20 protein-coding genes and 1 pseudogene are annotated in these 25,102 nt (G+C 37.6%); 4 read left to right on the top strand and 17 right to left on the bottom strand.

All coding sequences use genetic code 11. The features are described 5' to 3' along the window. Positions 1–77 precede the first annotated feature (77 nt). From holA to PCY16_RS01675, 4 genes are all read right to left on the bottom strand, one after another. A complete protein-coding gene (gene holA, locus PCY16_RS01690; protein WP_037597662.1) occupies positions 78–1,112 on the bottom strand; it encodes a DNA polymerase III subunit delta in 1,035 nt (344 codons plus the stop codon). 67 nt (positions 1,113–1,179) lie between these two features. After that, positions 1,180–4,002 (bottom strand): phosphoenolpyruvate carboxylase, encoded by a 2,823-nt coding sequence (ppc, locus tag PCY16_RS01685; protein ID WP_002890650.1) that lies wholly within the window; start codon positions 4,000–4,002, stop codon positions 1,180–1,182. A gap of 174 nt (positions 4,003–4,176) precedes the next feature. Then, positions 4,177–4,572 (bottom strand): DUF4430 domain-containing protein, encoded by a 396-nt coding sequence (locus tag PCY16_RS01680; protein WP_048790740.1) that lies wholly within the window; start codon positions 4,570–4,572, stop codon positions 4,177–4,179. Next, positions 4,569–5,042: a substrate-specific component CbrT of cobalamin ECF transporter gene (locus PCY16_RS01675; protein WP_021147012.1), complete on the bottom strand. Its 474-nt coding sequence runs from the start codon at positions 5,040–5,042 to the stop codon at positions 4,569–4,571. Before PCY16_RS01675 ends, PCY16_RS01680 begins: the two co-directional genes overlap by 4 nt. Positions 5,043–5,330: 288 nt before the next feature. Here PCY16_RS01675 and PCY16_RS01670 point away from each other — a divergent pair, with 288 nt between their 5' ends. The 4 genes from PCY16_RS01670 to PCY16_RS01655 all read left to right on the top strand — a co-directional run bounded on the left by PCY16_RS01670 (position 5,331) and on the right by PCY16_RS01655 (position 8,561). Further along, positions 5,331–6,059 carry a metal ABC transporter ATP-binding protein gene (locus PCY16_RS01670; protein WP_002890643.1) on the top strand — a complete coding sequence of 243 codons (729 nt, stop codon included), beginning with the start codon at positions 5,331–5,333 and terminating at the stop codon, positions 6,057–6,059. Further along, positions 6,049–6,888: a metal ABC transporter permease gene (locus PCY16_RS01665; protein WP_021147014.1), complete on the top strand. Its 840-nt coding sequence runs from the start codon at positions 6,049–6,051 to the stop codon at positions 6,886–6,888. Before PCY16_RS01670 ends, PCY16_RS01665 begins: the two co-directional genes overlap by 11 nt. A 19-nt stretch (positions 6,889–6,907) precedes the next feature. Further along, positions 6,908–7,834: a metal ABC transporter substrate-binding protein gene (locus PCY16_RS01660; protein ID WP_048790738.1), complete on the top strand. Its 927-nt coding sequence runs from the start codon at positions 6,908–6,910 to the stop codon at positions 7,832–7,834. A gap of 79 nt (positions 7,835–7,913) precedes the next feature. Next, entirely contained in the window at positions 7,914–8,561 is a 648-nt protein-coding gene (locus PCY16_RS01655) for a metal-dependent transcriptional regulator (protein WP_048790737.1), read from the top strand. A gap of 50 nt (positions 8,562–8,611) precedes the next feature. Here PCY16_RS01655 and htpX read toward each other — a convergent pair whose 3' ends face one another. The 13 genes and pseudogenes from htpX to PCY16_RS01590 all read right to left on the bottom strand — a co-directional run bounded on the left by htpX (position 8,612) and on the right by PCY16_RS01590 (position 25,094). After that, positions 8,612–9,511: a zinc metalloprotease HtpX gene (gene htpX / locus PCY16_RS01650; RefSeq protein WP_048790736.1), complete on the bottom strand. Its 900-nt coding sequence runs from the start codon at positions 9,509–9,511 to the stop codon at positions 8,612–8,614. A 1-nt stretch (position 9,512) separates the two neighbouring features. Further along, a complete protein-coding gene (locus PCY16_RS01645; RefSeq protein ID WP_002890636.1) occupies positions 9,513–10,073 on the bottom strand; it encodes a LemA family protein in 561 nt (186 codons plus the stop codon). Between the two features lie 148 nt (positions 10,074–10,221). Beyond that, positions 10,222–11,223, bottom strand: coding sequence for a DNA/RNA non-specific endonuclease (locus PCY16_RS01640; RefSeq protein ID WP_060971428.1), 1,002 nt, complete (start codon positions 11,221–11,223; stop codon positions 10,222–10,224). 147 nt (positions 11,224–11,370) lie between these two features. After that, the gene (locus PCY16_RS01635) at positions 11,371–12,180 is read right to left on the bottom strand and encodes a hypothetical protein (protein WP_229056638.1); all 810 of its coding nucleotides are present in this window, start codon (positions 12,178–12,180) and stop codon (positions 11,371–11,373) included. Between the two features lie 240 nt (positions 12,181–12,420). Then, the gene (locus PCY16_RS01630) at positions 12,421–14,694 is read right to left on the bottom strand and encodes a YSIRK-type signal peptide-containing protein (RefSeq protein WP_229056637.1); all 2,274 of its coding nucleotides are present in this window, start codon (positions 14,692–14,694) and stop codon (positions 12,421–12,423) included. A 529-nt stretch (positions 14,695–15,223) separates the two neighbouring features. Continuing rightward, positions 15,224–15,457: pseudogene (locus PCY16_RS01625) on the bottom strand (hypothetical protein); the annotation flags it as partial. A gap of 14 nt (positions 15,458–15,471) precedes the next feature. After that, entirely contained in the window at positions 15,472–16,395 is a 924-nt protein-coding gene (locus tag PCY16_RS01620; protein ID WP_195413657.1) for an Rpn family recombination-promoting nuclease/putative transposase, read from the bottom strand. 82 nt (positions 16,396–16,477) lie between these two features. Beyond that, positions 16,478–17,563: a HigA family addiction module antitoxin gene (locus PCY16_RS01615; RefSeq protein ID WP_195413656.1), complete on the bottom strand. Its 1,086-nt coding sequence runs from the start codon at positions 17,561–17,563 to the stop codon at positions 16,478–16,480. Positions 17,564–17,600: 37 nt separating this feature from the next. Beyond that, the gene (locus PCY16_RS01610; protein ID WP_195413655.1) at positions 17,601–18,602 is read right to left on the bottom strand and encodes a hypothetical protein; all 1,002 of its coding nucleotides are present in this window, start codon (positions 18,600–18,602) and stop codon (positions 17,601–17,603) included. Beyond that, on the bottom strand, positions 18,595–19,224 hold the full coding sequence (locus tag PCY16_RS01605; RefSeq protein WP_195413654.1) for a hypothetical protein: 630 nt from the start codon (positions 19,222–19,224) through the stop codon (positions 18,595–18,597). The genes PCY16_RS01610 and PCY16_RS01605 overlap by 8 nt, the downstream gene beginning before the upstream one ends. 11 nt (positions 19,225–19,235) lie before the next feature. Then, positions 19,236–20,429, bottom strand: coding sequence for a restriction endonuclease subunit S (locus tag PCY16_RS01600; protein WP_195413653.1), 1,194 nt, complete (start codon positions 20,427–20,429; stop codon positions 19,236–19,238). Beyond that, entirely contained in the window at positions 20,422–22,026 is a 1,605-nt protein-coding gene (locus PCY16_RS01595; protein WP_195413652.1) for a class I SAM-dependent DNA methyltransferase, read from the bottom strand. The genes PCY16_RS01600 and PCY16_RS01595 overlap by 8 nt, the downstream gene beginning before the upstream one ends. Then, positions 22,026–25,094, bottom strand: a complete 3,069-nt coding sequence (locus PCY16_RS01590; protein WP_195413651.1) for a type I restriction endonuclease — start codon at positions 25,092–25,094, stop codon at positions 22,026–22,028. The genes PCY16_RS01595 and PCY16_RS01590 overlap by 1 nt, the downstream gene beginning before the upstream one ends. Between the last annotated feature and the right edge of the window lie 8 nt (positions 25,095–25,102).

Raw genomic sequence — 25,102 nt, 5'->3', positions numbered from 1 at the left:
ATTTTTTATTCATTTTACCGCAAAGTGGTAGAGCTTTCAAAAATTTTGCTTACAAAATCATAGAAAACTCTAAATCTCTAGCGGTTTGATAGAATTTTTAAAAGTGCTAAATCAAACAAGTAGTCTTTATCTAAAGTTCCTGTTTTTATCTGGTAATCTGTCTCTACTAAAATCTTAATCGTCATCTTTAAGAATGCTACTGATAAGGGACGGCTATCTCTCAGTGCAAAACGAACCTGAAACTGATTAACTTTACGCCCTAGATAATCTGAGAGACTTGAAACAATTTGCTGCTCACTTTTACCTTGAGCAGATAAAAGTTTAACCTGTAAATAGGTACGAAACTGTCCCAACATAACAGCAATCAACTTAATCTCATCTTCACCCTGCAGCCGTAAATCATGAACCAATTCACGAACGCTCTGAATCTGTCCTCGTATAAGAAGTTGCGTCATATCAAAAATGTTATCTTGCAAACTTTTCGGAATGGCCTCCGCAATGTCCTGTGATGAGATATTCCCTTCAGTTTTATATCCCTTTAGAAAAGCTAAGTTTTTTTGAACATCTGAAAAATCAAAATTCGACTTGATCAAAAGTTCCTCAAAAACTCCTGTATCAAAAGTAAGCCCCTCTTGATGCGCCTGCTTTTGAAAATAGGTTCTAAGTTCTGCATCTTTTAAAGGACTAGCTTCAAGCACCATGGCATCACGTTTGAGAAGTTTGACTAAACGACGCTTTCCATCTAGCTTTCCTGCAGACATTAAGACAAGACGAGTTGTTTCAACAGGAGACTCAAGATAATTTTCAAGACGCTTCAACTCTTTCTCATCCAGATACGACTTTTTAGCAGTAGTCATATCTGCGAAATGATCAAAAATGACCACCTTCTCATCTGCAAAAAAAGGCATACTTTCTAAATCGAGCTCAGCATCTTGATAATCAGTCTCTGACATATCAAAATAAGAATAGGTCAAGTCACTGGGATCGAAACCAATTTGTTTTAAAAATTTTTCTTTAGCTTGACTATACTGCCCTAAATCCTCACCAGCCAAGACAGTTATCATGGGAAGCTTTTCTTTGGACAGCTTTTCAATCGTTTCCATAGCAATCATGGTCCTATTATAACAGAAATTTTCCCATAACAAAAAGCCCACCACTAAAGTGATGAACTTTACTTGATTAACCAGAGTTACGAAGACCTGTTGCAATACCATTGATGGTAATGTGAATAAGGCTAATTTCGTCATCGGTCAAATCATTGTTACGAAGACGTTTAATCAATTCAATTTGGATGTAGTTCAAGACATTGAAGTATGGCAAACGGAAGTCCAAACTTGCTTTAAGTGACGGACTCTCATCTAGGAAGCCATCATGTTTTTCAATCGCAAGAATGACATCTTTAGTCAACTGCCACTCATCCAAAATAATATTGAAGACACTACGAACTTCTTCACTTTCTGCCAATTGTGCATAGTGGAAGGCGATATTCATATCTGATTTTGAAAGCACCATGTCTACGTTTGACAAAAGTGAACGGAAGAATGGCCATGTTTCAAACATATGTTGAAGTTTCTCGAGGTTGCCTTCTTCAGCTTGGATAAAGCGATTAAAGGCAGAACCCACACCATACCAACCTGGGAACATGATACGGTTTTGTGACCATGAGAATACCCAAGGAATCGCACGAAGACCAGAAATTTCAGTAATAGTCTTACGAGCAGCTGGACGAGAACCAATATTCAAACTTGACACTTCTTTGATAGGACTAGCTTCAAAGAAGTAATCGTAGAAATGTTCATTTCCAAAGACAAGGTCACGATAAATAACATTTGAATCGTGAACAATTCCGTCCATAACCTCACGGAAATCAACCAATTCTTCTGGATCGGCAATTTGACGTGTCACCATACGGTCAAGAGCAGCTGAAACAAGCATTTCAAGATTGTAGTAAGCAGCATCCTTGTTGCCATATTTATTACCGATAACCTCACCTTGTTCAGTCAAGCGGATACGGTCTTTGATTGTACCAAATGGTTGAGAAGTAATGGCATCATATGATGGGCCACCACCACGACCAACAGTACCACCACGACCATGGAAGAAGGTAATCTTAATACCACGCTCTTCCCCAATCTTAGTCAATTCATTTTGAGCCTTGTAGAGGGTCCAACCAGATGACAAGTAACCACCATCTTTGTTAGAGTCTGAGTAACCCAACATGATTTCTTGGTAGTTATTGCTATTCTTAATCCAACGTTTAACGATATCATAACCAAGGTATTGTTTCATGATATCATTAGAGTTTTCCAAGTCTTCGATAGTTTCAAAAAGTGGAACGATTTGGACACGCGCACGTTCTGTATCAACCAAGCCAACTTCTTTAAGAAGGATAGCCAACTCAAACATATCAGAAACGCTCTCAGTGTGAGAGATAATATGTTGTTTGATGACATCTTCACCAATATAGTCTTTCAAGAGACGAGCTGTACGGAAGATTGCCAATTCTTTTTCAAGAATTTCTGACTTAGGCACATTAGTTGATGACAAAGTACGAGGATCTTCTTGCAATTCTTTGAGAAGAACCGCAACCTTTTCAACCTCAGTCAATTCACTATAGTTATCAACAATATTAGCAGACTTAAGCAATTCTGCCACACAAGTTTCATGAACGCTTGAATCCTGACGCATATCGATTGTAGCAAGATAGAAACCAAAGACTTCTACAGCTTGGAGAAGCTCTTCAAAATCACCTGAAATTAAGACAGCATCGTCGTTTTCAAGAAGTGAATTTTTGATTGCCAAAAGATCATCATGGAAATCCTCAGCTGTTTCATAAAATTCAGTCGTTTGTTGTGAGACAGCTTGAAGACTTTGGCTGAGACGTTGTTGCACGTAATCAGCTACTACTTCACCCGTTGAAGCTGAGCCTAGACGAACATTTTCAGAAAGACGTTTGGCAACTCTTTCCTTGCTAAAGTTTCCTTCTTTAAAGAAAAGAAGTGTCTGAATCAACTTAGACTGGATGTAACTGAAAGCACGACGGTAAGGTTCATTTTCACGATAAACAGATGTATCCGGAGAATGTTTCGCCATCTCTGCTACTGTATCTGAAACCTCAGTCAAGCGTGATGAGAGGGAGAATGAACGGTAAAGATTATCAACTTTTTCGATATAGTAATTGAGGATAACTTCACTTTGTACTGTTGCAGAAAGTTTAAGAGTTTCTGCTGTTACAAATGGGTTCCCGTCACGGTCACCACCAATCCACATCCCCATAGTAATAGGTGTTGGATTGTCAAGTTTGATACCTTTTTCAACCGCTAAACGTTTGAATTCATGCGATAAGTTCGTAATCGCCTTAATCAATGAGGAGTTATAATACTCCATAACGTTAGTGATTTCGTTTTTAACCTTAAGTTTTTTCTCACGAATGATATCTGTTTGCATCATAATTTCTACATAACGACGCAAATCCGCATACCATTTATCCTTGTTGATAAGACCAGCCTTAACATCACGATGCTTACGGAGAAGTTCGTGAATGTGGTTAGTCAATTCAAGCATGGTTTTACGTTGAACCTGAGTTGGGTGGGCTGTCAATACTGGCACGACATTGACATGTTCAAGAATGTCACGTGCATTTTCACTTTCAGCGACAACATCAAAGGTTTCAGACAACTTACCTAGATAAGATTCATCAATATTGTTCTTGTGGTTGACTTCATAAGCCAAATCCACGTCTTCAGAGATATTAATCAAAAGAGGTAACAAAGAGAAATAACGTGATGCAACGACCATATCGTCATTTGTCATTTCTGAAATGGCTTGTGTAAGGGCCACATAGTCACCTTCATCATAAAGTTCAACCAAATGTTGGATAGTTGTGAGACCTTGCTCTCCAGCCATGCCTCGTGTTGCATCATCCAACAATTCTTTCAAGATACCAACTTCTTCAGAGATGATTTCCTGGTTGTTACTGCTTTCCAATTTATTAAAAGCCAAACCTTATTCTCCTTACTTTATGTAGTACCCTCTTATCATATCACTTTTAAAACAAAAGTAAACTATTTTCCTTTAAATCGTCAGTTATTTTGCAATTTTCCGACTTTTTCAAATAAATTTTCAAGGCTATTTCCGAACTTTATTAAAAAAGACTCTGAAACAGAGTTCAGAATCTTAATTATACTTTTCTTGATAGAATTTGATTTCATCGCCATCTTCAACCTTAAGTTGGTTGGCTGCTTTTTCACCTAGTTTACCATTGACATCAAACATCCAATAGATCCCCTTATCTTTATCTTGAGAAATACCATCAATCTCAGTGATGAAGCCATCGTTTTCTTGAACAGGATATACCTCTTCCAATACATCAAGCACTGTATCACCTTTTTGGATTTCTACTGATTTTTTCTTACTTTCCTTATCTGTTTTCAAAATCAAAGTCACTTGACCTTGAACCTTAGACTGATGATTATTTGTGCTGCTAGTAAGTTTAGCTGCCTCATTTTTTCCACAGGCTGCTAGAGTAACAAGTGATAAAGCAAGAAAAATATATGTCAATAATTTTTTCATTTCAAAAACCTCCTAAAAATAGACTGGATGAATGGATAGAATAGAAGCGTCGATACTGCATGATAGGTGTCGTAAAGCAGACCAGAAATAACAAAGGTAATCCCACTTCTAAATAGGAGGCCATAGCTATAATCCATGAGAACCCCATAGAGAAAGGACAAGAGAGTTACCAAAGCAATCTGCCAAACAAGTGACAACCTAGGTGCAATCAAACTCCAAAGAGCCATCAAGACGCCGAAGGCAAGAATCTGATTAAAGACCCAAGGACCAAAACCAAAGATGAATCCTGAGATGGACATGGTTAAAGCCATAATCAAGAGACCATCTACCAAACCCAAGTAAAGAACAGCCACAAAAAACATAGCTGTAATAGGCTGAATATTTGGCAATCCTATAAATGCCGACCGCAATCCTACTGCCAGAGCTGACAAAATGGCTATTCGAGCCATTCGTTGAATCGTTAGTTTCATACATCTATTATGCCAGAAATAAGGAAATATGACTAGTTTTTAAAAATAAAAACTAAAGATTTCTTGAAATACAGAGTAAGATTGTACAAATTGAAGAAAGTAATATTCCTTGTTGCCTCTCCCAAATGTCAAACAGTTTGATTAGGCTAAATATTTGATATAAAAATGTACTCTCATTCACTATCCTCTGTCATCTTGACAACAGTAAATAATTAAGTTTGATTAATTATAAAAGTTAACTTGACTTATTTTTTATTTTAAAGTATATTAAACTCAAGGAGGTAGCTAATGATTCAAATTGAAAATATTAATGTGTCTTACCAACAGACATTGGCTCTGGATAATATCACCTTAAACTTGGAGGGACCTAGTATTACTGGGATTATTGGACCAAATGGTGCTGGTAAATCAACTCTAATTAAAGCATTAATTGGTATTATTCCTCACTCTGGAAAAATCCTTTTCAATAAACAACCTATTCGTCAGCAATTGAATCGTATTTCCTATGTTGCACAGAAGGCTGATATTGATTTTAACTTTCCGATTACTGTCAGAGAGTGCATCTCTCTAGGACTCTATCCCAAAACCAAGTTCTTTAAACGTCTATCTAAGAGTGATTGGTCTAAGGTCACAGATGCTTTAACACTACTTGGTCTAAATGATTTGGCCCATCGACAAATAAGCCAATTATCAGGAGGGCAATTTCAACGTGTTCTAATCGCTCGTTGTCTTGTACAAGAGGCTGATATTATTTTATTAGATGAACCCTTTGTAGGGATTGACTCTGTTAGCGAAGATATTATCATGAACACCTTGAGAGAACTTAGGGACAAAGGTAAGCTTATTCTTATTGTCCACCATGATTTGAGCAAAGTTCCTCATTATTTTGACCAAGTTATCCTCCTAAATCGTAAACTGATTGCTAGTGGGCCTACTAATCTTGTTTTTAATGAGGATAATCTCCGTAAAACCTACGGTAACAGTTTATTTTATAAAGGAGATGTAAATGATTTCTGAATTTATTGATGGTTTGCTAAATTTCCACTACTTACAAAATGCTCTTATAACGGCTTTAGTTATTGGAATTGTCGGAGGGGCTGTTGGTTGTTTTATTATTCTAAGAGGCATGTCGCTTATGGGTGATGCGATTTCACATGCGGTTTTACCCGGCGTAGCTACTTCCTTTATCTTGGGTATTAACTTTTTCATAGGAGCCATCATCTTTGGACTTTTAGCTTCTACAATGATTACCTATATCAAAAGCAATTCCATTATTAAGAGTGACACGGCAATTGGGATTACCTTTTCGAGCTTTCTAGCTCTCGGTATTATTCTCATCGGTGTTGCTAATAGTTCCACAGATCTCTTTCATATTCTCTTCGGGAATATTCTAGCTGTACAAGACATGGATATGTGGATAACGATTATCGTTTCACTTCTCGTACTAGCAACTATTACAATCTTCTTTCGCCCTCTACTCCTAACATCCTTTGATCCAATTTTGGCCAAGTCTATGGGAGTTAAGGTCACCTTCTACCACTACTTACTTATGGTTATTCTAACTTTGGTTTCTGTAACTGCCATGCAGAGTGTTGGCACTATTCTTATTGTGGCACTTTTAATTACACCGGCTGCCACTGCCTACCTTTATGTTCATAGCCTAAAAACAATGATTCTTCTCTCATCAGGATTGGGGGCTCTGGCATCTGTTCTAGGTCTTTTTATCGGCTATAGTTTTAATATTGCAGCTGGTTCGAGCATTGTATTAACGTCTGCTCTACTCTTTCTCATCAGCTTTTTCATCGCCCCAAAACAAAGTGGCATGAATAAAACTTCTAAACAATAAAAAATAGGATGAAAATAATATGAAAAAAATACTATCAACAATAGTACTACTACTTTTAGCGGTAGTTACTCTAACAGCTTGTACCAATAAACAAGGCAGTAACAAGGATAAATTACGAGTCGTTACGACCAATTCCATTATTGCTGATATCACCAAAAATATTGCCGGAGATAAAATCACTCTCCACAGTATTGTCCCCGTTGGTAAGGATCCTCACGAATACGAACCCCTTCCTGATGATGTAAAGAAGACATCGCAAGCTGACTTGATTTTTTACAACGGTATCAATTTAGAAACTGGTGGAAATGCTTGGTTTACTAAGTTAGTCAAGAATGCTCATAAGACAGAAAATAAAGATTATTTTGCAGTTAGTGATGGTGTTGAGGTGATTTATCTTGAAGGTCAGTCAGAAAAAGGTAAAGAGGATCCCCACGCTTGGCTTAATCTGGAAAATGGGATTATTTATGCTCAAAATATTGCCAAGCAACTGATTGCTAAGGACCCTAAAAACAAGACCTACTACGAAAAGAATCTAAAATCCTATACTGACAAACTTAGTAAACTGGACCAAGAAGCTAAAGAAACATTTAACAAGATTCCCGATGAGAAAAAACTGATTGTCACTAGTGAAGGATGCTTCAAATACTTCTCAAAAGCCTATGGCGTACCATCTGCCTACATCTGGGAAATCAATACAGAAGAAGAAGGCACACCAGACCAAATCAAAACACTCGTGGAAAAACTACGTCAAACAAAGGTACCAGCTCTCTTTGTCGAATCTAGTGTCGATGAACGCCCTATGAAAACAGTATCTAAGGATACCAATATTCCTATCTATGCAAAGATCTTTACAGATTCTATTGCTGAAAAAGGGCAAAACGGTGACAGCTACTACAACATGATGAAATATAATCTGGATAAAATCACCCAAGGCTTGAATCAGTAAAAATCTTATCTAAGATATGTTCTGTATTCTTCTGATAAATCTGTTATACTAAGATGAGACTATTTTCAAAGGAAGAGAAATGACACCTAATAAAGAAGACTACCTCAAATGTATCTATGAGATTGGTACTGAAGAAGGCAAAATTAGTAATAAGGAAATTGCGAACCGCATGCAGGTGTCTCCACCTGCTGTGACAGAAATGATTAAGAAATTGATTTCAGAAGGCCTTATCATCAAAGATAAAGCCAAGGGCTACCTCCTAACGGAAACAGGTACAATCAACGTTGCTGAACTCTATCGGAAACATCGCCTCATCGAAGCCTTTTTGGTGGACCACTTGCAATACACTTGTGATCAAATTCATCAAGAGGCAGAAATTTTAGAGCATACTGTCTCTGATCACTTTATCAATGCCCTTGACCGCCTACTCAATTACCCCAAAACCTGTCCACACGGTGGGCAGATTCCTAAATCAGGTCAGCTCATAGAGGAAATCTACAACCAGACTTTTACACAAGACCTTGCTCCTGGAGACTATGTCCTTCGTCGAGTTCAAGATCAAATTGATCTACTCCATTATTTGAAGACTGTCGGTCTTAAAATTGGAACACCTTTTACCTTTGAAGGCTTTGACCCTTTTACACTACTATACCGCCTGAATATTGATGGAAAAGAAATTCAAATTCCAGAAACTGTTGCTAGCAACCTTTATATTGAATCAAACTAAAAAAGCGAGGCTGATGAACACACTTAGAAGTGTCATCAGCCTCACTTTTTTTACATTTGTTTCAAGCGTTCCACCCGTTCTGAAATTGGGGGGTGGGTATAAAAGAGCTTCTGCAAACCAGATTCTTTTTTAGGGTCATTGATAAAGAGGGCTGCGCTAGCATCATCCACATGATGTTGCATTGGCGCACTATTATCAAGTTTAAGCAGAGCATTAATCATACCTTGTGGGTTACGTGTCAATTCGACGCTAGAAGCATCAGCTAAAAATTCACGCTGGCGTGAAATAGCCAACTGAACCAAGGTAGCTGCCAAAGGCGCAAGAATAATGGCAATCAAGGAAATAATGAGAAGAATAATTTCCAAACCGCTGCTTCCATTACGGTCATCATCATTTCTACGACGGCCTCCACCCCAGAACATCATATTACGAGCCATCCCAGCTAGCATGGTAATGGCAGATGCTAAGGCAACTGCTATGGTAGAGATTCGGATATCGTAGTTGCGAATATGACTCACTTCATGTCCAATAACTCCTTCAAGTTCCTCACGATTCATAACCGCAAGAAGACCTGTTGTAGCAGCTACAGCAGCATTTTTAGGGCTAGATCCCGTTGCAAAAGCATTCATTGAAGGATCATTGACAATAAAGACACGTGGCATTGGGATTTGAGCCACCATAGCCATGTCCTCGACCACATGATAAAGGTTCGGAGCGGTTTGTTCATCAACCTCTCGTGCACCATTCATAGCCATAACGACATTGGTTGATTGGAAAATCATGGTAACAGCATAGATAAAACCGATAACTAGAGCAAGAATCAGACCACCGAAGCCTGAACCTAACCAAAGATAGCCGACACCGTAACCAACAAGACCCAACAAGAGGAAAAAGACCAGGAGCAAAAGCCAAGTCTTTCTCTTATTTCGAGCAATCTGATCAAATAACATATTAGTTACCTAGTCCACTGAAATCAACCTTAGGAACAGCTTTTTCTTCTTCTGGTGTTTCAAGGAATTCAGCAGCCTTAAAGCTAAACATTTTAGCAATAACATTGCTTGGGAAAGTTTCCAATTTCACATTGTAGTTACTTGTCACACTGTTATAGAGTTGGCGCGAATAGGCAATTTTATTTTCAGTGTTCGTCAACTCTTCTTGAAGCTGGCTGAAGTTGGCACTAGCCTTAAGATCAGGGTAACTTTCAGCTACGGCAAAGATTCCAGAAACCTGACGAGTCAATTCATCACTGGCACGCATAGCTGCTGCAGGAGAAGTCGCAGCTGCTACTTGATTACGAAGTTCTGCTACTTTTTCAAGCGTTGAACCTTCATATTTAGCGTAACCTTTAACTGTTTCAATCAAGTTAGGAAGGAGATCATTACGACGTTTCAATTGAACATCAATTTGACTCCAAGCCTCCTTGGTTTGCATACGGCTTTTAACCAAGCCGTTATAACTTGTAATAACAAAAATCACAAGAACAACAATAATGGCAATAATAATCCAAATCATATTTAGTTTCCTTTCTTATACTTAAAAAGAGTCGGTACGACTTCTCTTACAAGTATTTTGATAGTCTCAGTATATCAAATTTTCAGATAAAAGTGGTAAAATGTGAGCCGTTTTACAAAAAAACTGGACAAGATGTCCAGCTTTTGTACTACTCTTTAGACGTGTGTCGTTTACCTTGGGCTAGGGCATCTGCTTCTGTCATAGTAACGACATTTGCTTTGTTGGTATTGCTAGGCATACTGTTGATGTCATACCAATAAACATCTGCTGTTCCATGACGCGCCACATAAACTGTTCTACTTTCTTCTTGTGTAGGTTGCACAGGCTCTAGCTCAGAACTCGGTTGTTCAGTCACCTGTGAACTCTCAGAACTAGGCTCAGATGGTGCTTCAGTAAATTCAGTAACCGTATTTGTCGCTGTCCCATCTGCATAATTGATTTCTGCATTTGGTGATTGGTTATCCAAGATAACATGCGTAACTCCCTGACTGTCAAGAGTCTCCTTATCTCCACCAAGTTTAATTTCTAAGAGATTTCCAGAACTATCAATACCGACATACTGAAGTTCCACTTGACGAGGCAACAACTCGTCTCCACTGTAGATAGCTGTTACCTTATAATCTAACCAATAGTTAGGGTGGAGTGCCAGCCAGTTATCCAAGCGATTCTCGTAATAAAGCATGCCTGACTGATTACCTTCGTCGGTTCCTTTATAATTTCCAGAGTTCAACCAGGCAGTCATAGGTACTAAATTCTTGCCCTCGTCATTGACACCAGAAAACTGATAGCCAATCAAATGTCCTCGATTCATTAACCAAGATTTTGATTTACCATCACCATAATAAAACTTATAGTTATGCCATCCTACAGGATCATATTTTATTTTACCGGGGCGTTTATTCTTTGGCTCGTCCTTATCTTGTAACTGTATATGAGCACTGTGGGCACGTCCTAACTGGTCCTTTTCCTCCATGACAAACTGCTTTTGACCATTAAAAGCTAATATACCATTGTTCTCATCCGCTTGAGCTACTGGAGAGCTTACAGTCAACGATTGTTTGCTAGTATCTACTGAAAATCCGAAACCTAAAGTAAATACTAAAACAAGAAGAGCAAATAAACGAATCCTACTATTTCTTTTTTCTTTCATTATCTTAACTCCTTAATTTTTTATCACTTTAATTATACAGGACCAAATCAAAGTGGATGATTAAAAATAAAGAATAATGATATTAGCCATCTTAGAACTTGCTTAAAAAAACAAGAAACATCCATTTTATTGGATGCTTCTTACCTATTATTTACCTGCTTTTTTACCTTGTTTTGTAAGATAAACTGTAGATATACTTAGTGCCGCAGCAACTCCGACAAGAAGGAAGACCGTTGTAGTATTAGACTTACCTTTTTCTTTTGAGGTGCTAGCTTGACTTTCAGAACCCTTAGCAACCTGATTTGCCTCAGTTGTTTTATCAATACGGGCGACATTCTTAGGTGTCTCATCCTTCTTGCTCTCCGCCCATTCTAACAAATCATTGCTAATCTCTTTGGCTACACCTTCAGAGCTTGTAAGTGATGCCGCTTCTGAGGCTAATGTTTCAGATGCCATAACCGCCATGACTTTACTTGCAATCACATCCACAGATTTCTCATTCAACAGAGAATTAAAGCGAATAGCTTCTGAGGCAAACTGACTGCTTGTTACAGGGGTTTTTAGGTCGTTGTTATAAGCGATCTGACTATTTGGCGAAATGCTGACAACTTCAGATGTACTTGCTGTTGTTGGTGCTTCGGAAACTTTGACGTCAACCTGACTTGTTGAACCTTTTTCAATAACTTCTGAAGAAACCTCGCTTATCGGATCTTTTTGTGTACTTTCTGAAGTTGGAGATTTCTCTGGGCTGTCAGAAGTAATTACTACGTCAACCTGACTGGTAGATGAAGCTACTGGTGTTTCCTCACTCTTTGGTGACTCAGAGGCTGGAGCAGTCGAGCTGGCTTCACTCTTTGGCGTTTCGGAAACTACTTCACTATTAGATGCTTCGGAGACTGGAGTACTTGAATCTGCTTCACTCTTTGGTGTTTCTGATACTGAAGTCTCAGATATCACTTCACTGTTTGATGCTTCGGAAACTGGAGTACTTGAATCTACTTCACTCTTCGGTGTTTCTGATGCTGAAGTCTCGGAAATAACTTCACTGTTAGATACTTCGGAAACTGGAGTACTTGAGGTTACTTCACTCTTTGGTGTTTCTGATGCTGAAGTCTCGGAAGCTACTTCACTGTTTGATGCTTCGGAAACTGGGGTGCTTGAACCTGATTCACTCTTTGGCGTTTCCGAAACTGGAGTCTAGGAAATCACCTCACTGTTAGATCCCTCGGAAACTGGAGTACTTGAGGTTGCTTCACTCTTTGGTCTTTCTGATGCTGAGGTCTCGGAAACCACTTCGCTGTTAGATACTTCGGAGACTGGAGCTGTTGAACCTGATTCACTCTTTGGTGTTTCTGATGCCGAAGTTTCGGATACTACTTCACTATTGGATGCTTCGGAAACTGGGGTGCTTGAACCTGCTTCACTCTTTGCTGTTTCTGATACTGAAGTCTCAGATACTGGATTATTGACTGGCTTTGGCTCAGGCTTTGTTGGAGAAACTGTTGAAACAGCTCCAACAATCGTCGCCTTATTGTCAATCGTATTATTTGATAAACGGATTTCTCCATTACCATTGTCACCCATCTCAAAGTTTTTGGTAATCACCGGCTCAGCCAAGGTATTCAATAGCTTATTATCGTAGATAGCAACATTCTTGATTGTTCCACGAACTTGTTGGAAATCAATGGCACCACGATGGAGGTTATAGAGGTCATTAGTTGTCCCTGAACGTAGAATGGTATTGTCATGAATCTTAATTCCAGAATCATTGAGGTCAAAATTGTGGCCTGCAAAGACTGTGTTTACACGGATACCTGCTCCAGCAAAGACGTCCTTTATGAGGTTTCCTGAGATTTCATGACCCTTACCACCAAAAATACCGATACCAGCTGCACGCCAGCCTGATTCAATGGTGTTGTTGAGGAATTTATTATTTTCCTCGGCTGCGGCATTTGTCCCATCTGAAATACTTGACCAGATAGCCAAACCATCATCACCATTCCCACGGATATTAGAGTTTTTAACCGTTGAATTCTTGGTTCCTTGAGCAAAGTTAATACCATCAGCCAAGTTATTACGGATACGAGCGTTTTCAACAACAAGACCGTCCGTATACTTCATATTCCCCGTCTGGTCGTAGTCTCCAATCCACATACCAACTTCAAAATGCTGAACCCAGATGTCGTGAATTTTCGAATCCTTACCAAGTGTTCCCGAAATAGCCTTGTACTGTGCATCCTCATTGTAACGAGAGGTTAAGTTGGAATCCATATAGAGATTGCTCAACTCAATACCATTACTGTTATGACCAAAGACAATACCACCACCATAGCGTTTGTCACTTGTGAAGTGTAGTTGCGTATGCCAAACACCGGCACCTGAAATTTTTAGATTATCCGCTTCGATATTAACTTGTTTGTCAAAATTGAATCGTCCTTCTGGAATATAGACAGATTTTCCACTGGCCTTAGCTTCTTCAACAGCCGCAAGTAGGGCAGCTGTGTCGTCACTATCATCATTAGCAGATGCACCCTTATCCACGATACTGATACTATTTTCACCTTGGGTAACTGGCGCTGGAGCCTGTTCTAGCTCAATAAAATCAATACCATAAGGGACATTGTCATCTTTCTTCTTAACGAGAGAAATTTTATCACCAGATTTTAATTGGATATCCTTGAGGAGGAGACGTGTCTCATCAAAACGAAAACGTGCACTTGAACCATCAATAGCTTGATCATACTCATGGTCACCTTTAAGGTACTGCCATGCTGAGTGAGATGACAAATCAAGATTACCAACGCTTGATCCATTAACCTGGACATCCAACTGACCTGACGCACCATCAGGTATTGTATAACGCACATTCAAAGCATTGGCTGGCTCAGTAACATTGAAAGTCACTGCCGCATCTTTTTTAGGAAGCTCGACATAAGTTTGATTAGTTGCTTCCACAGCCGTAGATTCCATATCCGTTGACTGTTGGATTGTAGCGCCATTTTCAACAGTCGCCTTTTCTGCCTCATGAGTCTTATAAGGCATCTTTGCACCGTAACCATCTGTACTGTACTCCTTGCCTTGAGTTTGATCATCAGTCGCATTGGTTAAGACATTTGCTGAGGTTTCTTGAGTTCGTGGGTTGCTTGCCTCAACCAATTGATAAATGGTAGGAGTCTGTTCAGCTGCTTGAACAGTTGTTACCTGAGGTTGAACTGGAGCAATATTGGCAGGTTGCAACGCTTGCACTGTCTCTGCTGACGCTGGCTCTGAAGTTGCCAATTGGGCCGTTGAGGCTGTTTGAGGTGTCTGTACCTGATTTGAGGCATCAGTCAACTCACTAATCGATTGTGCCTCATCAGCCTGAGCTGCTTGCCCATTGGCAAGAGCCATGAACCCAATCAAGGCTGATGCTGCCCCAATGGAATATTTACGGATACTGTACTTTGGTTTCGTTTTTCTTTCTTTAAACAAGTCTATTCTCCTGATACTTTTTTTCACAATCTCTCTATCTTAGGACCAAGCCGTCCTTTGAAAGAAAATAAAGATTCCCTAATATTAAAAATCGCTAATGATTCTGTTGTTTTTCTTATTAAAAACAAACCAAAGTAAATTATAAAGGATGAGAAAACAAAATAAAAGGCTAAGTAATCCATTTTAACAAGGCCTTAACAAAAATGTCATATTAGAAAGTTCAGTTATTCATTTCTAAATTATAGTCTAAAAATGTCGCACAAAAAGGTAATTTCTTTCACGTGTAAGAAAGAGAAAACTCTAAATTTCCATAAAGGCTTATTTAGCAAGATTTATCGGCTAAAACAATCAAATTGTTTTAAATCTGTTTTCTCAGATTTCTGTCAAACGTTTGACAGTCTTTTTTAATTTTATCTTTCAAAGTATTATTTTCCGAATGTTTTAGTATTACAAATGTTAAACGACTAAAAATAAAAACAGAGACAAAAACTGCCTCTGACTTTTCAAAAAATGATTAAATCAACTGATTTTAAGATAACAATGCCTCTAGTTCCTCAAGCGATAGACCAGTCACATCTGATACTACCTCTAGTGAAAGGCCTTTTGACAGCATCTTGCTAATCAGTTCTAATTGTCCCTCATGACGGCCTCGTTCTAACCCTTGCTCCAAGCCTTCTTCACGTGCTTCATCAATAGCCGTTTCCATAGTCATGTCATAATTTTCTTGAATACGTATGCGTTCATCAATCATCGCCTTTTCCTCCTATCGGTTGGCTCTTATGATAACAATGCCTCTAGTTCTTCAAGCGATAGACCAGTCACATCTGACACAACTTCTAGAGATAGGCCTTTTGACAGCATCTTACGAATCAGTTCTAGTTGTCCCTCATGGCGACCTCGCTCCAAGCCTTGTTCTAGTCCCTGCTCTAACCCTTGTTCCAAGCCTTCTTCACGTGCTTCATCGATAGCTGTTTCCATAGTCATGTCATAATTTTCTTGAATACGTATGCGTTCATCAATCATCGCCTTTTCCTCCTGTGTCCAGCTGGATGAATCCAGTAATGAATCGGCATGCGTGACCGCTTGACTAGGTTCCTTAGAAAATGGGAGATTTCCAAAAAACTCTAGCCACTGCCGCCCTTCATCCGTAATATGTTTACCTTTATTATACTTATCCAACTCTAAAAAGGCAATCTGAAGAAGGTTTTGCCGTTTCCCATCCTTATAGAAAGAACACAAAGGCTTGCCCGTCCGACTATTTGCCATCCAATAAGTATTAATCGGGGACTCCTCATCTGGCAACAAGGTCTTCTCCAAGATAGCTATGCCATAGACTGGCTCCATCTGCTCGTACATCTTATGCGTCTGTCCTTGTTGACGTAATTGTTGCACATTTTCCACCAGCTGGTTAGCCAAATAATAATGAAAACGATTGAGAAAATAATGCTGCTTACGCACCTGAATCTCAATAATGACCTCAGTTCCATCATTCAACTTAGCCCGAACATCCACTGACGTTGAAAAAAGCTCATCCTCATCAAAGCCTTTTTTATGAAGCTGTGTCCCCTCCAAAATCTGGGCATCCACAACATCCAAATCCAAAATATCTCGAATAAAAGCCACCGTCACCTCAGGCAGGCTAAAAATCTTCTTAGCCATGATATCCAAGGTCGGTGAGACATGCTTGTGTCTTTTTTCCATTTACTTCTCCTTAAGAAAAAATAGAGGGTTGCCCCCTACTTTTATTATTCGGAAAAAGCTTTTGATTACACTATAAGATCCATTAAGAAACCAAATAATAGTTCACTTTCAAGTCTCTTAATTGATCATAACCCAAATACTCATCGTTCTGAAGTCGACCTAAAACAATTCTAGGATGAATGCCTATCTCATCAGAAAAGTTCTTAATCGCTTGTTTATCAAAGCAACCTTCATCTATGAATCTTTGATAGTCTTGAGGGGCAATTAGTAAATCTTTCGCAAACTGGTCTGCTAGTTCCTCAGAACGTCTATAAGAGTCACTATCTCCATCATCAGACCAAAAGTCATTCTGAAGAATATGACCAATCTCATGGAAAAGTGAAAACCAAAAAATATCTGATGCTTTATTACGATCTGTTAATAACAACAAGACACTACCGTTTCCAAATTTCTTTGTTGCACCATTTAAATTGGCATTTGCTAAAGCAGGAAGGCCCACTAGGACAACTCCACACTCTAGCAAGATATCAGTCAACTCTTGAGCAAAATCCTTTGGATCTTGTCTCGTCAGTTCCCTCAATGTTGGCAAGCTTCTCTCTAACTCTCTACGATTAAGCTTCGTGGTCGTTTTATTACGAGCTTTTTTAGATGCTAACTTTAGCATAATATTGGAATTAACAATACTCTTTTCGGTAAAATCACGTGTATTACGATAACTCACTAAATGGTTAAAAGTCATGAGATATTCTAGACTCGATACTTCTAGAATCTTCCGAAGCTCTGTAATCTTTTCACCGATACTATAGCGTTTCTCTGGAACGTAGCCTTTTTGCTTAAAATACTTAAAGTCAATCATCTCGCATATTTCCTTCTCGCGACCTTGATCAAACTCTCTTTGTTCTATAATTTCAGCCACTTTCACATCATAAATATTTTGAAGGTTGAGCCAAGTCTGCATAGAAACACCACTTAGCTTGGCTAACTTATGAGCTGTCTCCTTACTAATAGACTCCTCAGCATTAACTAGCTTGCTTACAGTCTTGGCAGAAACTCCCAGGCGCTCTGCAAATTCTTTCTGCGTCACATTGTAATCTTCGATTAACTCACTGACATACTGACCTGGATGAAAAGCAATCAGGTCTTTGTACTCAACAATTTTTTTACTCATAATGATTGCTGACCTCCTCTATTTTCAGGATGTAGAACTAAAAATAAGGTAAATCAATTTGATTATTGAGAATTTTTTCTACAATCTGATTATTTAGTAAAGCAACAAATATTCTAATCTGATTTCCTGAGACGGTGATCTTGTTATTTTCAAATTTTGGAATATCACCCAAAGTATATTTGTTATTTTCATCTTTAGCATGGTCTTTCAAATTATTTATAGCCAACAATAATTTCTCACCAGTTATTTGATTAATCATTTTGTTACCATGACCACTATAAAATGATAGTGATTTAGATAAAGCCTCATTATCAGTAACAACATTCATTATTGAATCAATATTATCAATTTGAACTTCAATTTTATCAGTTGTTAACAAAAATTTATTTTGATCACTGCTGTTAAAGCGTTTTAAAACTTTTTCAGCATAGGCATTTATATGAGTATAGAGTTGAAATTGCTTATCAACTCTAAAAGTATCATAAACATTAATCGAAAAAGTGGTATCATTTTTTTTAGAAATCATACAAATAAAACTTGACATAGGTAATTCTATGCTATCTTTAATTTCATGAGTAATCATATCAATTCCATTATTAACACCAACATGCTTCTTTAAGCCTAAAAATAATTTATCTTTCACTAATAATTTATTTATATTTAAAGGCGCAATTAAAATGATTTCTTCTTCATTCTCCAAATAATAATATAAAACAAGATTTGGCTTGAATCCATTTTGAGAATTTGAAAAATCAATATCATCAATACTCTTCAATCTGCGTTCTGGCTTTGAGTAATCAATATCAAAAAAATCAACCAGCTTATAATATGGACTTCCTGTAGTTAATTTTTCAATTGAAAAGCTCTTTGGATTATCAAAAGTTCCTAAATCACTTATTTCTTTTAATTTATCATTACTTGGAAATTTTATATTCTTCTGTATATTCTCTAATTCTTTATCTGCAGTATTTAAATACTTCACAACAATTTCATCTTCAATTACTTGAGCTAAAACAACTCTTTTCAAAATTTCATCCATTTCCAATTTCCTTACCTACAATACCTAGATTACTATTTGTACTTGTTCCTAAATAAACAAAATTTATATTTTTACCTAGTAACCTTTTTAACTCTTTATTTTGAACAAATAGTAGTAATTCTTGATCATCTTTCTTCCCTATAACCAATGAATATCCAAAAAGCATTAAGGGAACATTAACAAATAGTTCATTTGAGTTCCAGAAAAAATAACCTAAAATTATTTGAATCAGTAACACCCCAATAATTCCTGTTATAGGAGCTTCCGGAACCGAAATTGTCGTAACTACAGGTAATAATACTCCTAAAATGAACTCCCTGCTTCCATTATTATAAGAGTACCCTAATGTGCCTTCTTTTGACTCAGTTCTCAAATAGCCCCTGCTCTCTGAGATCTTACGCTTTACATAGCATAATGAACTTAATGAATACAAAGATAATATAGATAAAATAATGAAGGCTACCTTTTTTGTAGTTACTAATATTTGAAAATCAGGAAAAAATTTTCCATTTGTCTCTACGTATTGAGCATACATAATTATAATTAGAAATAGGTAACTTAATAAAAATGATGAGACAAAATATGCACGCTTGAATTTGCTACTGACATTATCATTAAACATTTAACTACATCCTATTCTTTCTTTTCCACCTTCACCTGTCCATTCATAAGCATTGGCAAGAGCCAGTCGCGCAGTTGGGTAAGTTGTTTATTCTCTTCGATTAAATTAAGTTGCTGTTTATCAATCACTTCTAATTTTTGATTAATCTCAAATAATAATTTCAACGGAATTGCAGGGACTACAATTTTGTTCATATTTTCTTGATTAATTTTCATTTGAATTGAACCTGTTTTAATTTTCATAACCGAAACATCCTTCAATAGCATCATAAGGAGTTTACAACTATGATTCTTAATTGGTTCTAGCACATGAGCGTGATTGTTTACCCAATTTTTTCCTGAAATACGTTGTAAAATAGGGGTTCCTTTCTCTGTCATTACAGAACCATCTTCAGCCATTAAAACATAATCTCCGTCAAAGATATAATCATTGACATAATCCATTATACCAGTAGCACCATAATACGGTATTTCACCTTTTACAAGCCCTCTATCATTACTTGATAACGGAACTCTTTTTGAGTCATGGCATATTGTAATATCCCCCAACTTCTCCACTCTCCACCCCTCTGGGATTTCGCGTTTGAGTTCTGGGTGATAGACCATCTTTCCACCTGATGATTTGTAGGGTTTGCCATTCTGGTCTGGGAAATCAAACTGCACAAACCAGTAGTCATAGATGGTCTTGGCCATGGCTTCCAACTCTTGGTTGATTTGGTTGTTGGTTTGGATTTTTTTGTCCAAAGTACCCAAAATATCTGTTATTTGATTTTGTTGTTGGATTGAAGGAACATTCGGTATCTTAGTATCTCTTAAATTATCGTTATATAATCTTTTTATGGTACTTCCATTTGTAGTAATAAAAGGATTTGTCTGTAAAAAATAATAAAGAAACTGATTTGTTACCTTTGATTCATCATTTTCTATCCATACTATATTGGAATCCTGAAAATACGAATCTTCTCCATCAAATATTACTGTTTTCCCAATTGTTCCTGCAGCAGAAATTAAAATATCACCTTTTTTAGGGTATGAATATTTCTCTTTGTATTCACGATAAATCTTTTCATCAATATAGACTGTCGGAGTACCACCAAACGTTGAGATCTTATAAAAAGGGATTCCTGAAAATTCATTTGTCTGAGATTTTAATATCCTCTTACACATTGAGATTTTTCCAATCTCCCCTAACCTTATACTACTCATACGTCAACCCCTTCATTTGCTCTTCAATCTCCTGCTCCAAGGCATGTGATTGCTGGAAGAGGTCTGAGAGTTTGTCTTGAAAGGCGGTCATCTTGGCTTCAAACTCTTCTGCTGTAATGTCTACATAGTCGATTTTGATGTCAAAGTATTGGCCTGCGCTGAGAGAGTAGTTTTTCTCCTTGATATCCTCATAAGAGACGGTGACAGAAAAGTCCTCAACAGCTTCTTTCTTGATAAAAGTCTCGACAATCTTCTGCTCTTCCTCAGGAGACAGCACGGTCTTTTGGTTCTTACCTTCCTTGACCTTGGTTCCGAGGTTTGAGGCATCAATGAGGACAATATCGCCCTTGTTTTTCTTATCGATAAAGAGGATGGAGACGTTGGTACCTGTCGTCGCAAAGATATTGGACGGCATAGAAACGACACCAGCCAGCATTTGATTATCTATTAAGTGTTGGCGGATTTTCTTATCAATGCCATTTTGCGCCGTAATAAATCCTGTCGGCAAGACCACAGCTGCCTGTCCGTCTGATTTCAAAGAATAGATAATGTGCTGAACAAATAGTTCATAAATTGCCATAGAATTCTTTTTACTTTTAGGTGTTTTAGGCACACCTGCAAAGAAACGCTCACTGGCTTCTGGCAAGGCCTCCACTTGGTCACGCCACTCTGAAAAGTCCAACTTAAAAGGAGGATTGGATACGATATAGTCCATCTTTTCAGGATGACGGTTACGCAAAATGGTATTGCCTTCAACGATATTATGGATGGAGTGTTGCAGTCCATTCAAGATGAGGTTGAGACGGAGTAGATTGGATGATTTTTGTGAGATATCCTGACTGTAGACAGTAGCCTTATCCACACCAATACGACTGGCGAGATTCATGAGCAAGGTTCCAGAACCAGCAGATGGGTCATAGATACGCACGTTTTGAGGCCTATCATTTCCCACCAAGATATCAGCGATAATCTTAGCGACAGAGTGAGGAGTATAGTATTCTGCATAAGTCCCACCACCATCTTTGTTGTAGTCCTTAATCATATACTCAAAGATGGTAGAGAAAAAGTCAAAGCCTTGAGAAAAAATAGCCTCATCAAACTTAACGCGAGCAAGGAGATTGATGACAGATTTTGCGACTTCGTTACGCTTACTGCTATCTGAGATGTTATCGGTAATCAGGCGCTCATTAAAGAGACGAACAGTTGTATCCCCTTCTGTATGGACCGAGAAGATATCGTTATTGTCAATGGCGATTTGATTGAGTGTGTTCTCAAACGTCTCATAAAAATCGGATTCATTTTGCTTGCGATGGAGCGTTTCGATGAATTGATTTGGCTTCATCCAGGCTGTTGAAGTTCCGATATCCTCTAGGAGCCAATCATAATCCTCTTCACTCATAGATACTAAATGGTCATAGGTGTTTTCCGAGTCGACATTTTGTGCTTCATAGAGAAACTTGTCATTCAAGAATTTGTACAAGAAAGATTGGGTAAGGAGCTTGTACTCTCCTGCTTCACCTCCTAAACCAGCGTGGGTAAAGACTGCTTTCAAATCATCTACCAAGTTTTGGACTTGGACCTTATATTGTTCATTCATTAGTTTTGATATTCCTGTTCGTATTCTTCAAATAAAGATTCAACAAGATTGTTGAAGTCTTGTTTTGTCAACTTTTCATTTCCTGCTGACTCTGTATTTTTCATTTCTTTGCGTGCCTGTTCACGAATCATTCGTTTCAAAAAATCATTGTTATCAAGGACACCTTGATTTAGACCAATTTGATAATCTAAATTGGCTTTTGAGCCTTTAATCACATGGAAGATAACTGGAAATTCACTTACTACGGTTGAGTTGGTAACATGCTTGAAAGAACGAGCTGCCATTTCATCGCCATTGAAATTCATAGCTAGTCGTCGCATTCGGCTCTTATAATCTTCAAATGCGTCAAACAGATTTTGATACTCAGTCTGAGTTTCTTTGATATTCTCCATTGTGAGGCCTTCCTGCTCATAAATCATATGTTTCTTCATGATTCTACGGAATTCCTCATAGAGATTTACCCATTCAGGGTCTTTTTCATCTGGACGACCGTTAATCCCACCTGCCACTCTTTTGCGAAGCTCATAGAGATCATTCGCTGCTAGTCGTAACTCCTCTTCTGCGATTTTAACGAAACTAAATGTCGTATCAGACATTGCTAGATTAAGCAAGGTTCGACTTGAAAATTCATCAGGTTTTTCCATAAGTGAGAGGTTAAGTAAACGTCTTGAAATCACGTTCAACAAAGTCGAAACCTGGTTAATGTCAATTTTATTTAGAAGTTCACGATGTCCTAAAAGTCGAGCAACATTATAAAATTGCTTCATCGCTTCTAGAGCTTTTCGTAACTCAATCAGTTGATGTCTATCCCTCACTTCGTCGATGGTTTGAGAGAAGAACTCTAGATTCTCAGTTGGATAATTCATCAAAATTGTCTCTGATTTTTCAAGCTGTTTACTAATTTCATCTGCTGAAACAAAGAGAGAACCAAAAACATTTTCAGCATCTTCTCCTGTGTTTTTTAGATCATATTCCTGATTGAGCTCCTCCAAATAAGCACGATTAGTTTTATCAAATTCTTTCGAAATATCTGCAAAGTCAATCACATATCCAAATTGATAATCCTTGTATGGACGATTAACACGTGTCAATGTTTGAAGTAAGTTATGGGCCTTGATTTTGCGACCTAAGTACAATCTTTTCAATCTAGGTGCATCAAATCCTGTTAGCAACATCGAATATACAATGACAAGGTCAATTTTACCTTCTTTATAGCTCTCTACACGATCTTTCTTGTACTCTTTATCTCCTTCATCATGAAGAATTAAAGCTGATGTGATATTTGTCTCCCCACGACTTCTACGTTCTTCTAATTGCTTTTCAATCTCACGAGCTTGCTTAGATGAATCACAAACAATCATTCCACCGATGGAATCATCATCGAAGACAATATCGCGTGCTCTATTGAAATCTTCTAGAATGAAATCCAACATTGGTGAGACATAACGTGGATGAGCAAAAATATCATCTTTTGAAAGATCTCCACGCAAGATTTCTTCATTGATGGTTTGAAGAGTCTCTTTATAAGAGGTTTCAATATCTTCACGCATCAGACGAAGTGTAAAACCATCATCAATCGATTGATTGTAGTAGTATTTATGGATATAATCACCAAAAATATCACGTGTCGTTGCATGACTTTCCTTGGTTTTACCATCTTTTTTATATGTTATTAGGGGCGTTCCAGTCAGCGCAATCTTAATAGCATTTTTATCTGCATTGTATAGATTTGGGAGATAGGAGCCTTTCTCATTATATGAACGGTGAGCTTCATCAATAAAATAGATATTTTGACGATTTAAATCATAGCCTGAATGATCTGTTAAATCTGAATTATCCTTAAATTTTTGAATATTAACGACAGCAACTTGATAAGCATCATGTTTTTCATTCAATTCTTGTGGACGGTTAATCCTTTTTACTTTCAAGCCACGTTTCGTAAACTCTCGCGTAGCTTGGTCTGCAAGATCTAAGCGGTCAACTACAAAATAAAACTGAAGAACAATTTCCTGTTTTGAGAAATAATTTGTAAGGTACCTGATATTAAAATAAGACAAGGCAGTTTTTCCAGACCCTTGTGTATGCCAGATTACACCTTTCTTCACTCCTTTTCCAATTGCATCCTCAATTGCCTTTGTTGCAAAAAACTGTGGATAACGCATCACATGTTTTTGCAGTTGAATAGTGCCATCTTTCGAGTGTTCTTCTACATAAGCTAATCCATAGCGAAGCAAAAACAATAATCTTTCCTTTTGATAGAGTGATGAGATAAATGTATTACAAGGTGTACTTGGATCTTGATTTGTCTTAAATTCTGGCTGAGATTTCAAGGCAAATCGATTAACATCTTTTAATACTGCGTCAATCTCCTCTTCACCTAATGAACGTATAGAATAAATTAGTTCCTCTTCTCTTTCTTCCTTAAATGCATTGAATTTAGTTTTTGAGAATGCATTTGAACAGTAAAAGGACCCTTGCTTTTGTTGACCTTGACCACTGATATAAGGTAAATTATCTGAGAATGAAAGCAATTGGGTAATATTATTGAAACGACGAAATCTCCTATTCTCAAATCTAACAGCTGTTCGTGATTGCTCAGATTGAATAGCAGTCTTACCATCACGAATGGCATTAGGTTGTTTCACTTCAATATATGAAAGTGGCAAGCCATTTATAAAAATGACAATATCAGGTCTAAACTCGTCTCCTCCATTTTGACAGGTTACCTCTAAAGCAAGGTGAAATGTATTATTCTTAGGGTTTTCCCAGTCAATATAAGTTGGACCACTATTACTTACTATACGTTTATAAAAAGCACGTCCTAAGTCATTTTGATCTAATTCAATCTTGATATTATTAAGTTCTCTTTCAACATCCAAATCAGTTGCATAATTGTTGAACTTTAAATATTGCTCTCTAAAAATTCGAAGTAAAATATTTGTTTCAGGATCTCTTCCCATAATCTCCTTACCATTATGAGGAAGATATGTATACCCCAAACGCATTAAGTGTAAGGCTGCTGGAATCTGAACCCTAGTTAATTCTGAAAACTCTCTTCTAGAAACCATTGTTTCAC

This window comes from Streptococcus sp. SS4, assembly GCF_030440125.1.
Classification (GTDB): Bacteria; Bacillota; Bacilli; order Lactobacillales; family Streptococcaceae; genus Streptococcus.
This window is presented reverse-complemented; position numbering and strand designations above follow the sequence as displayed.